We start from the raw sequence: 10,427 nt of genomic DNA on the forward strand, positions 1-10,427 counted from the left end.
CTCGCACGGTGACGGACATGCGGCGGGTGGTCAGGGCCTGGCGGCGGCTCGATGTGACCGCCCGCGACCTCCCCCTCGCCCTCCTGCTCCTGGCCGGGCCCTTCCTGCCGGGCCTGAGCGGTCACGGGACGGAACTCGGCGATCTGCCGACCCGCCCCCTCGACGCACTCGCCGCTCTCGTCCTCGCCCTCGAATGCCTCCCACTCGCGTTCCGCAGGCGCTGGCCGGGCGTCTGCCTCGCCCTGGTGGCCGGAGGATTCGCCCTCGACCAACTGCGCGGCTACCACACGGCGGCCGGCACCGCCCTGCCCTTCGTGCTGATCAGTACGGGATCCCGCCTGGAGCGCGGCCGGCGCACCACCGCCGGCCTCCTCACCGTCGCCTACGTACCGCTCGCACTCGCCGTCGCACGGCTCGGCGGTGACGGCGAGACCCCGGAAGAGTTCACGACGTTCTACCTCCTGCTGGCCGCGGCGTGGGCCGCCGGAGCCTGGCTGCGCGCCTCGCGTCTCACGGAGGCGGAGCGCCGCGAACACATCGCCGTCGAGACCCGCACCGCCGAACGGACACGCATCGCGAGAGAACTGCACGACGTGGTGACCCATCACGTCACCGCGATGGTCGTCCAGGCCGAGGCCGCCCGCTACCTGACCGCCGCTCCCGACCGGCTGGAACACTCCCTGTCCGCCGTCGGCGACACCGGCCGCCAGGCCCTCGCCGACCTGCGCCACCTCCTCGACCTGCTCAACCCCGACTCCGGCCCCGGGAAACCCACCGGGAGACAGGAACACGAGGAGCCGAGAACACCGGCCGTCGGCCGCGTGCTCACCCTGGTCGAGCAGACCCGCCGGGCAGGCCAGCCCGTGGAATTCACCGAACACGGCATCCCACCCACCTCGACAGGCAGCGCCGACCTCGTCGCCTACCGGGTGGTGCAGGAAGCACTCACCAACGCCCTCAAGTACGTCACGGGGGTCGGGTTTTCGTATGGGTGTGGCACGGGGAGGGGAGGTCACCGTGGAGGTCGATATGGATGGCAGTGGCTCACGCGGCACGGTGGTCATCGGTGCTGGACGCGGCCTGGAAGGGCTGCGTGCTCGCGTCGAGGTCTTGGGCGGTGAGTTCACTGCCGGCGTGGTGCCGGACGGTGGGTTCAGCGTACGGGCCCGGGTACCGGCGGTCGGCACCTTGTGAGCGTGCCGATCCGCGTTGTGGTGTGCGATGACCAGATGCTGGTACGCGCCGGCCTGGTCACCATTATCGATGCCCAGCCCGGCATGGAGGTGGTGGGTGAGTGCGGCGACGGGAAGTCCGGCGTCGCACTCGTCCGGGAAACCATGCCTGATGTCGTTGTGATGTACATCCGCATGCCCGTCCTCGACGGCCTCGAAGCCACCTGCCTGCTGGCCGGTGCGGGGGTACGCAGGCCCGTCAAGATCCTTGTGGTAGCCACCTTCAACCTGGACGAGTACGTCTACGAGGCCTTGCGGGCCGGGGCCAGTGGCTTCCTGCTGAAGGACGCGCCGCTCGATCGGTTGGTCTGCGGTGTCCGGATCGTGGCCACCGGTGCGGCGTTTTTGGGTCCCGAGGTGACGCGTCGTCTGGTCGGTCATTACGCCGCCCGTATACGCCTGTGAGTTCTTGTTTCTTGCCGGATGGTCGCAGCAGCTCTGATCTGATGTTCCGTGACTTGGGTTGGACAGTTGAGAGGGGTGAGGGAACGCGTCTGACCAGGGGAGTTTTGAGCGGTGCCTGCAGCTGAAGGGGTGTGACCTGCGGCTCCGTTGAAGGAATGGGATTCTCGTAAGTGTTGCGAGAATCCAATGAGACTACCTTCCTGTTTGTGCAGGTCAGAGGCGTAGTGGGGGATAGGCGAGTCTACTGCTCAGGTGGTGGCGCTCCCCTTCTTCAGAAGCCAGCAGTACCTGTACAGGACGGATTCTTCCGGGCGTCGGCGCGGGGCCCTGAACACCCGACCTGCCGAGCCCAGGCCGGCCGACGTCGCCTTTCTTCCGCGGTCCCCTGACTCTGACCGGGGTACCGAGGGGCCCGGGCAGGACCGAGCTCTTCGCCGACTCCGACCCGCGTCGTCTCGTTGCTCCACTGTGGGTTCGCACGCAGGGCATCAGGACTGTGCTGGCCTTGGTCGTGCGGATCGCCTTTCCCGCCTCCGTGGTCTGATTGGCTCAGGGTTCCCAGCTGACGGCCTTGCTTGGGCGGCGGCCCGTCGGGCCTCAGCCCGTGAGCTGTAGGTTGCTGCGTCCGAGCTGCCACTTGCCGGGGACGGCCTGGTGGAAGGCGGGGAAGCGGTGTAGGAGCCGGCCGAGCCCGTCCATCTGCCGTCGGTGGGGCTCCGCCAGTGGCGAGGAGAGTCGCTCCAGGATCGCGCTGCGGGTCAGCGGCTCCGGAGAACACGCCAGGGTGCGGGCGACCTGGGAGAGCAAGCCGACGCCGGAGGAGCCGTACTCCGCCGCCTTCCACGCCTCCTCGTGCCTTTGGTGCTCGACGAAGGGCAGCCCGAATGCCATCGTCAGGGCCTTGCCGAACTCGGCCAGCCCTTGACGGCTTCCCGGCGTGATTCGCTTTCGGGCCTGGTACGTGCCGATCCCGGCCGCAGTCGCGATGGCCACAGCCGCGACGGGGTGGTTCCACGCGAGCCGGGCCAAGCGGGCGACCCCGCTGCCGGCGTGCACGGTGAGAGTCAGGTTGAGCCGGACCTTGCTCTCGGCGCCGCCGAGTTTCCCCAGTCCGGCCCGGACGCGTCCCCAATCCCGGGGGCCGAGGTCTTGGCGGAGCAGGTCGCGGTCGGCGGCGAGCAGCACCACCGGGCTCAACAGGTCCATCAGCTTCGCCGCCCCGGCGTCGCTGGGGTCGATGCGGGCGACCTTATGGGCAGCCGAGGTCATGGGTAGCTCGTGAGTGGGCACAACGTGCAGGAGTGGTATGTACTGACGCCACCAAAGGTCTTCGGCCACCCGCAGGTCGAAGTTCTCGCCCTCGCGTCGGCGGTCGGCGAGCACCCGGGGTACCTCCGCCCACACGTAGTGAGGGATGAACCCGCGCAGCGTTCCGTACTGCATCGCGGCGAGGAACGAGGAGGGCTCGTCCCGCTGCAAGGCCGCGAGGATGTCCATGGTGAGAACTGAGGTGTCGAAGACGCCGAGCCGGAAGGATCCGGTCAGGGGCGGGGTGACCTGGCTGTTCATGACCGGAGAGTAGGACCTGACAGGCCCGATGGTGAGGGTTTCCGCAGAGGTAGGGTCACGGAAGCCACCGATGGACGGGCCGCGCAGGCCAAGTTCGACGTCGCCGCGCCATGACCAAACTTGTTGCCGATGACGAACCAGCTGGCAGACGATGGCGCAGTGAACGAACTCGCTCGCCAGCCGAATCCTGGAACAGGTCTGCTCGGACCAAACTTCGCCCGCCGTAACCGGCCCCATCCGACCGACGAAACCGAGGACCTCGGGCAGTGGGTGGCCCTGGACGAATCAGGCTGGGACGGTGACCAGCTCTACGGTCAGCAGCGCAGCCGTTACCTGTCCATCGGCACAGTCGCCATCAGCGACGACGAGGCCGCGCCGATCGTGGAGGAGATACGCACGGCGACGCGCCTGCAGGCAGCCGAAGTGAAGTTCTCCAAGGGGTTCACCGGGCCGCGCCACAGCCCACGCCGAGCAGTACTGGCCACGATGCTCGCACCCGGAGGGGCTCTGCACGAGCGGGCATCGGTGTACTTGGTCGACAAGCACTACTTCATCGTGGGTAAGCTGATCGACCTCTTCATTGAAGAGAAGGAAGCCGAGCAAGGGCGCGACATCCTCAACACAGACCGTGCTCGCCAGATGGCCCGTAGCCTTTTCGCGGAAGGCCCCCGAGCTCTGGGGCCGGAGCTCTTCGGGCGCCTGCTGTCTACCACCGTTGCCTTCGCGGCGGCGAAGAACCATGACCAAAGCGTCACTGTCGAGGACTTCCACAACCTCGTAGAGGAGGCATGGACACAGTCCCGACGACGCAAAGTCACCGAAGCCCTTGCCGCCCTGCGCACAACGAAGGAAGAGGCCGCGGAGTACCTTCAGGAGGCCCACGGCCCCGACGCAGCTCTTGGACAGTCGCTCGAACCCCTGATCCCCGCGACGGCGGCGATCATCGCTAACCGGTCCAAGGAGCTGGGGCGGGTCAATTTCCTGCTTGATGATCAGCGGGCCATGACCGACGCCAACCTGGACCGCATCGAAGACGAAGCACGCGGCCGTACGCTTCCCGAATTTCGCTACCTCTCCTACGGAGTCCATCTGGGCGAGCTTGTGAGAGGAAAGTCCAAAAACCACCCTTCGCTTCAGCTTGCAGACCTGGTCTCAGGCGCAGGATTCGCCGTGGCTGAGCGCTACGACGGTCAGTCCAACCCAGCCGGCGACGACCTCTACGAAGCAGTGGTGCCTCTGATCGACCCGGCCGGACTCCTCTCTCACGACGACCCGGGCCGTATCGCCTATCCCGAAGTCCGCTACACCCGCTGAGCGAGCAGGCTGTCACGCCGCTCGACTGCAGCTGGTCTGGAGCGGTGTCAGGTACGCCGCGCAGACTCCGAGAGGCTCTGTACGGCGCGTTGTCAGCCCCGGCTACTGGCTGCAGTAGACGGTGAAGTCGCCGGCCGTGGTTTCGCGGACGTACTTCTCCGTGCCCGCCAGGAGAAGCAGCTGGTCATTGGTGGCCTGGCCGGCCTGCAGGCCAGGCTGGGCGACGATGGTGTGGAAGCGGGGTTCCAGCATGTGAGCCCGCTCGCGGATCGCGAACAGCTTTTTGGCGTCTCCGACGTCATACGGCGAGATTCCGTTGTTGCGCTGGGCGTACTTCACGGCGCGGTCGTTCAGATGCGCCAGCAGCTGCTGTACCGCCCCGCGCCGCCACTTGGCGCCGCGCATCGCCTGACCGCACACCTCGTACAGGTCCTTCACCCGCTTACCTGCTTTCTCCTTCGAGTACTTGCAGTGCACGAGCGTCACGTCGAGGTACTTCCCGTCAACTGTGAGACCGACGAGGTCGGCAGCCTCTCCTGCGCCGTCGTCGTCGATGAGAACGTCAAAGGAGCCGGTGGCCTGCAGGTGGGATGAGACGTGGTACTGGATTGAGTCGACGAGTCGCCCTGCGCCCTGAGACTCTTTGGTGAAGTCCACTCCGGTCCAGTCCAGTGGTGTCAACAGATCCACATCGAAGGGACGGCGCTGGTAGCTGGGGCTGATGAGCTTGCCGTTGTCGTCGATGAGGCGGTCACCCTCGAGGAACAGGTCAGGTTTGTTGGCGTTCAGCCACTCCTCCAACGACTTCGGACGAGCGCTCGGGCCTCTCGAGGTGACCACAGCATCCTGTCCGAGCGGGCGGTAGACGAGACCTTTGTCCTCGTAGGACGCCTGATAGGACACACGCCAGTCCTTGGCCGTCACGGAGAAGAGAAACGGGCCCGTGGGGGAGTGGCTGTCTACTTCGAAGTCGACATCGGTGATCGGGTAGCTGCTCTGACCGTAGGTGACCGTAAGCCTGTCGCGTGTACCCGTGTAGACCTGCCACGGCCACTGGACTCCCAGCAGGACATACGGCGGACGCTCGGTGAGGTCCTCGGGGATGATGAAGCCGTCGAAGATCCTTTCCAGGTTGATCGTGCTGTCGAGGAGCTTTGTGCCCTGGTGATCGCACCACTCGGTCCATGCCTTCAGGCTGGGGGCGGTGGTAGGAGACCAGAACCGACCAGAGGCGGCAGCGCTGATTGCGACAGTCTCGCCCCGGTCGAAGCCGGACGCGGCGATATGGGTCTGGTTCTTGTGCTCCTGGGCCGTGTCGAATCCCTTCGACACATCGCTCCCCACATGCATCGAGAAGCGCGTGAAGTAGGCCCGGGAATCTTTCAGCCCGACGTTCGTCGGGACAAGCCGGTCCACGCCGGCGAGAACCCGGTACGTACGACCGCCATTGATGAGCTCGTGACCCGTGCCGAGGACTGCCTCGGCCAGATCCTTGTACACGCTCGACTTCTCCGAGCCGTGGATGTAGAGCAGCCGCCGTGTGGTGTCGAAGTACAGCACCACGAGCTCGTAGACGACCTGTTCCAGCGCCTGTGGCGCGCCCCAGCGCACCGGTGTACGGCGCTCGACGACGAACCAGACGACAGGCAGGCCCTCTCCACCCAGGGCGATGGTCTCGTCCAGGACACGTTCGTTGCCGTGAAACAGCGTGAGCGCAGCCTCGGGGGTCCATTCGGACGTGGCCGCGCGGTAGGCGATGGCGCTCATCTTCGGCTCGAGCACGCTGACGGCGACTTCGTCCGGAGCGCCGTTGAACGTTGCGTCGAAGGCATCGTTCTCTTCAGCGGTGACGGTTGGATGGTCGGTCAGATCGCGCAGTAGTTCGTTCCAGTCGGCGTCCTCCCGTAGCAACTGGCGCAGCGGCGAGGTGCCGTTGTGGGGCTCCTGGGCGACGAACACGGTGGCCTCGCCCAGCCCCGCTGTGGCACGGGTGAACCGGCCGATGAACTGGACCATAGGACTGAGGCTCTTGCGAGTCGTGTGCATGGCTGCGATCTTCAGCGCCGGCTCATCGAAGCCTTCGCCGAGCATGTCGACGCAGATGATGACGCGACACGTGCGCTCCGTCAGAGCCTTCACGGCTGCTCTGCGGCGGGCCGTGCTGATGTCCTGGTGCACCACCGTGGGGGCGAAGTCTGGAGCCAGTCGCTGGTAGATCTCCGCGATGCGTTCAGCTGAGCGAATGTTCCCGGCCCGAGCCATCAGCAGGTGATCGAATCCGGCCGACAGGTCTGCCCGCAGCTGCGCGACCGCCTGTGTGGCCAGCTCTTCGTCTACGTCCTGCAGCCCCAGCACGGCCCGGTAGGTGATGTGCCGGAAGTACCCGTCCCGCTGTGCCTCGCGCAATGGGAACCGGAAGACGATCCGCCCCGGAAGCCGGCGTCCGTCTTCCCGGAATGGTGTGGCAGTGAACAGCAGCACTTGCCGGTCCGCGAATTCGTCGATGACGCTTGCCCAGGTGGCGGCGGCAGCGTGATGGGCCTCGTCCACGATCAGATGCGAGAACGACCCCAACAGCGCGGCTCTCACCTGCGGCGTGGCGCGGTTCAGGATGTTGGGGGTGGCCACGACGACATTGCATGCCCGCGCGAAACGCTCAGCCTCGGCCGGATCCTTGAAGCCACGTTCAAGTCGCCCCACGCATGGCCGCAGTGCACCGGGGGCCACGATCTGCTCCTGCTGCAAAACACCGAGCGTTTCAAACTTTTTTGCGATCTGGTCCCGCAGGGCCGCGCTCGGCACCAACACCAGCAACCGTTCAGGCCGCGCGGCCACGAGGAGGGCAAGCATCGTCTCCGTCTTGCCTGTCCCGGTGGGCATCACCACGACGCCTGGCTCCCCAAGCCCTGACGCCCAGTGCCCCATGACCGCATGCAGCGCCCCGACCTGAGGGCGGCGCAGACTGTGCGGCTCGTCGTGGTGGCGGAAACCGATGGCGCCCCTGAAAGACTCCACGACCGTCTCCGGGCCATGCGCCTGCAATCTCCCGAGCCAGGCAACGTTACCGCCGCCCGCCGGAACTACCGCTGTCAGAGCTTCCGCAGCCAGCTCCTGGCCCGCATGACACGCCGGCCAGACGCCGAAGACACTCGACACCTGCAGCGTTCCGTCCTGCTCGGACAACTTAAGAGCGCCCTCAGGTACCAGCAGCTGACGGACCTTGTTCGACTCGAACCTGAGATCATCGGCCCACAACGGGGGAGTGGTCACGTTCATGGGCAGCCCTTCTGGTGCGGGAACGGAGGATCTATCGACCGATAGGCCACCAGAGCACGGGATGGCCTACTTCGCCGGTTACTTTGTGGCTTTGCCCCGTCGTGGAGGCCGCTTGGCGTTGGGATGCAGCGTTCGTAGATCTGTCGCGGGGCGCAGGGCGTGCACCGTTGCGGTCAGGGCTGCGTCGAGCGGGCCGATGTGCCCGTCGTAGAAAGCCCCGGCGAGTTCACGTGTCGCTTCGTCGTAGAGGAAGACGACGCCTCGCGGCAGGCCGAGCTGGTACTTCTTGGCACGCAGGTAGCCGCGGGCGCTCTTCTCGACGGCGTCGGGGTTGTGCCCGGCTGGTTGCGTGACCCATGCCAGCAGCCATCCCTCGGCTGGGTCGGCGCCGGGAGTGAGCGGCATGGCTAGGCTGCGGCCCTGCCCGGACGGGTTCGGGTTGTCGAGGAGGGTGTCGCCGTACCGCGCCGCCTTGCGCTGGGTGGTCGACTCCAGGGCCAGTAGCGTCGCTCCGATGCTGAGCCAACCTTGGACGTCGTGTGTTCGCAGTTCTTCGGCGAGAGGCAGCAGCGGCGCGGGCGCCATCGCGGGTTTGGGCGTGGTGCCGGCTCCCGAGCTGCCATGCGTTCTGGCGTGAAACCAGGCGTCGAGCGCGTCGGTCCGGCTGGTCACAAGCGCAGGCGTTTGGGTGCTGTATCTGCGGAGATCGGCGGCGGTCGGCTCGGGAAGGAACGGGAACGCCGCGCGTACCTGGACCGGGTCGGGTTCGACGAACAGGCCGGCTTCGAAGAAGTAGAGAAAGAGGTCGAGTTCGTCCGGGGCGTGGAACATGACGGTGACGTCGGGATCGCGGCGCCGGCGCAGATAGAGCAGGAACTGTGCGGGGTGCACGACGAGCTCGGTGATGAGCTCAAGGTCGTGCAGGGACACCGTCCAGGGAATGTTGTCGATGCTGAGCAGCCCGGCACGGACGAGTTCCGCGGTGGCGGTCAGGACGGTGGAGATGTCGTCGAGGCTGACGGCTATGGTGTGGATCTCGCGGATGCCGCTGAGGTCGACCCAGCCTTCTTTTTCGACACGAAGACCGCCGTCTCGTTCGATCGCGTCGCGCATGCGGCCGGATTGTTCGGCTGCCTTCGTGATGATGCCGGTCAGATCAGTGTGGATGCGTGTTTTCTTCCCTCCGCGGGACAGTGCGCTGAGCGCGACAGCTTTGTCCTCGACGATGACGGCGACATCGTCGAGGACGATGAGGTGGTCGCCCTCGACGCGCTTGGTGTACTTCGCCGGATCTGCGGCCTGGGCCTCGTTGTCGTTGGCGGGCACGTAGTACTCGAACGCGTCGCGGAAGCGGGCGCCGGGGAACACCCGGCCCAGTGCACGGCGGGTGCGGGACTCGAGAAGTTCCCCGCGGTGCTTGGCGTACTGACTCCACACCGGCCCAAGCGTCTTCAGGTACCCCTGCAGGTTCTCCCTCACTGCGAACACGTGCAGCGCCGGATGCGGCAGCATGAGCCGCCCGTTGTCGGTGACCAGGAGCGGGCGGGCGCGCAGGGGGTTTCTGCCGGTGGTGAAGGCATCGATGACATCCGCCGCAGGGGTCGCACTCAGGTCGAGCCGGAACTGCTCGACGACGGCCGTGACACGTGCTGCGGGAATGCTTGTGCGTGCGGTGATGTCATCGACGGAGACGGTGGCCTGGTCGGCGGTGGGTTCAAACACGGACAGAAGGCTGGACCTGGCCGACTCCTTCACCTCATCGTCGAGCTGGCCGTTCTGCGTCGCGGCCACATGGCATCCGTCACGGCGGTACGCATCGTCTGCAGCCGGTGGTTCAGGGCATCCATTTGCAGGTCGTTGCAGGCGTTGAGGACAGCCAGGGCATCGTGAGCGTCAAATCCGAGATGCTCCTTCAACGCAGCGCGGACGCCTGGGTTGCCATCAAGAAGCGCGAGGTTCGTTGTCGTGGCCATCTCTGGGTAGGACGAGTTGCGCATCCAGACCTCGGCGCTGCGAATGAGCAGCGACACCGAAGCGAGCTGGTCATCCGGGTCGGTGGCAGCAAACGATCGCAACTGGGCGAGATGCAGGATATTGTCGAGCGCAGCTGTCGCCCCGGCGATGTACCGGCTCATCTCCTGGAATCCGGCTGGAGCCGGTACGCGTGCCTCAGCACCCTGCTGGAGGGCGTAGGCAACCAGCGCCAGTAGTTCCAGATGCGCGGTGTTCGCCTCAATGGCGTTCGGAACGTTTCCCGAAACCGTGAACGGCAGGAACCGCTGACGAGCCACCTCGATCAGCCGGATCGCGTCGAACCGCACCACCTTCTCGACAAACCCGTCGACCGCCGTGGTGAAAGCCGCATCGGCAGCCGCTGCAGGATCTTCTCCATCAAGGGTGGCCATGAGCGCAGTCAACTCCGCCACGGAATTCACCAGCATCTGTACGCGCGGGTCGGTCACCGGCGGCGCGGAACTGGAACGACGCCGCTGCTTCTTGTTGCGCATCTTGCGGCGCTTAGGTCGAGACCCCATGAGACAACCTCATCACACCTCATCGCCTGCAGACGTGCGCTTTGGGCCACTGCCTGCGCAACGAAGACCTCGGCTGGGCGCACCCGCCCACTCCGTC

5 protein-coding genes and 2 pseudogenes are annotated in these 10,427 nt (G+C 66.1%); 3 read left to right on the forward strand and 4 right to left on the reverse strand.

From position 1 onward, the window contains the following. Nucleotides 1-17 precede the first annotated feature (17 nt). Together ACQYWQ_RS30260 and ACQYWQ_RS30265 are read left to right on the forward strand one after the other, a co-directional pair. Nucleotides 18-1,194, forward strand: a pseudogene (locus ACQYWQ_RS30260) (sensor histidine kinase). Beyond that, a pseudogene (locus ACQYWQ_RS30265) lies at nt 1,191-1,631 on the forward strand (response regulator); the annotation flags it as partial. The pseudogenes ACQYWQ_RS30260 and ACQYWQ_RS30265, both read left to right, overlap by 4 nt. A gap of 603 nt (nt 1,632-2,234) precedes the next feature. Here ACQYWQ_RS30265 and ACQYWQ_RS30270 read toward each other — a convergent pair. Next, on the reverse strand, nt 2,235-3,206 hold the full coding sequence (locus tag ACQYWQ_RS30270) for a PIN domain-containing protein (RefSeq protein ID WP_431038997.1): 972 nt from the start codon (nt 3,204-3,206) through the stop codon (nt 2,235-2,237). 129 nt (nt 3,207-3,335) lie between these two features. Between ACQYWQ_RS30270 and ACQYWQ_RS30275 the strand changes: the two genes are divergently transcribed. Further along, a complete protein-coding gene (locus tag ACQYWQ_RS30275; protein WP_431038998.1) occupies nt 3,336-4,520 on the forward strand; it encodes a hypothetical protein in 1,185 nt (394 codons plus the stop codon). A gap of 102 nt (nt 4,521-4,622) precedes the next feature. Here ACQYWQ_RS30275 and ACQYWQ_RS30280 read toward each other — a convergent pair whose 3' ends face one another. From ACQYWQ_RS30280 to ACQYWQ_RS30290, 3 genes are all read right to left on the reverse strand, one after another. Continuing rightward, nucleotides 4,623-7,796 (reverse strand): DEAD/DEAH box helicase, encoded by a 3,174-nt coding sequence (locus tag ACQYWQ_RS30280; protein WP_431038999.1) that lies wholly within the window; start codon nt 7,794-7,796, stop codon nt 4,623-4,625. A gap of 78 nt (nt 7,797-7,874) precedes the next feature. Continuing rightward, complete coding sequence (locus ACQYWQ_RS30285; protein WP_431039000.1) at nt 7,875-9,587, reverse strand: preprotein translocase subunit SecA; 1,713 nt, start codon at nt 9,585-9,587, stop codon at nt 7,875-7,877. Then, nucleotides 9,548-10,303, reverse strand: a complete 756-nt coding sequence (locus ACQYWQ_RS30290) for a hypothetical protein (RefSeq protein WP_431039001.1) — start codon at nt 10,301-10,303, stop codon at nt 9,548-9,550. The genes ACQYWQ_RS30285 and ACQYWQ_RS30290 overlap by 40 nt, the downstream gene beginning before the upstream one ends. Between the last annotated feature and the right edge of the window lie 124 nt (nt 10,304-10,427).

It is taken from the genome of Streptomyces sp. P6-2-1, from assembly GCF_050613165.1.
Taxonomy (GTDB): domain Bacteria; phylum Actinomycetota; class Actinomycetes; order Streptomycetales; family Streptomycetaceae; genus Streptomyces.

What these genes read in the sequence shown, in the direction of transcription:
- ACQYWQ_RS30270 (WP_431038997.1), bottom strand. Translation starts at nt 3,206, where the DNA reads ATGAACAGCCAGGTCACCCCGCCCCTGACCGGATCCTTCCGGCTCGGC.
- ACQYWQ_RS30275 (WP_431038998.1), top strand. Translation starts at nt 3,336, where the DNA reads ATGACGAACCAGCTGGCAGACGATGGCGCAGTGAACGAACTCGCTCGC.
- ACQYWQ_RS30280 (WP_431038999.1), bottom strand. Translation starts at nt 7,796, where the DNA reads ATGAACGTGACCACTCCCCCGTTGTGGGCCGATGATCTCAGGTTCGAG.
- ACQYWQ_RS30290 (WP_431039001.1), bottom strand. Translation starts at nt 10,303, where the DNA reads ATGCGCAACAAGAAGCAGCGGCGTCGTTCCAGTTCCGCGCCGCCGGTG.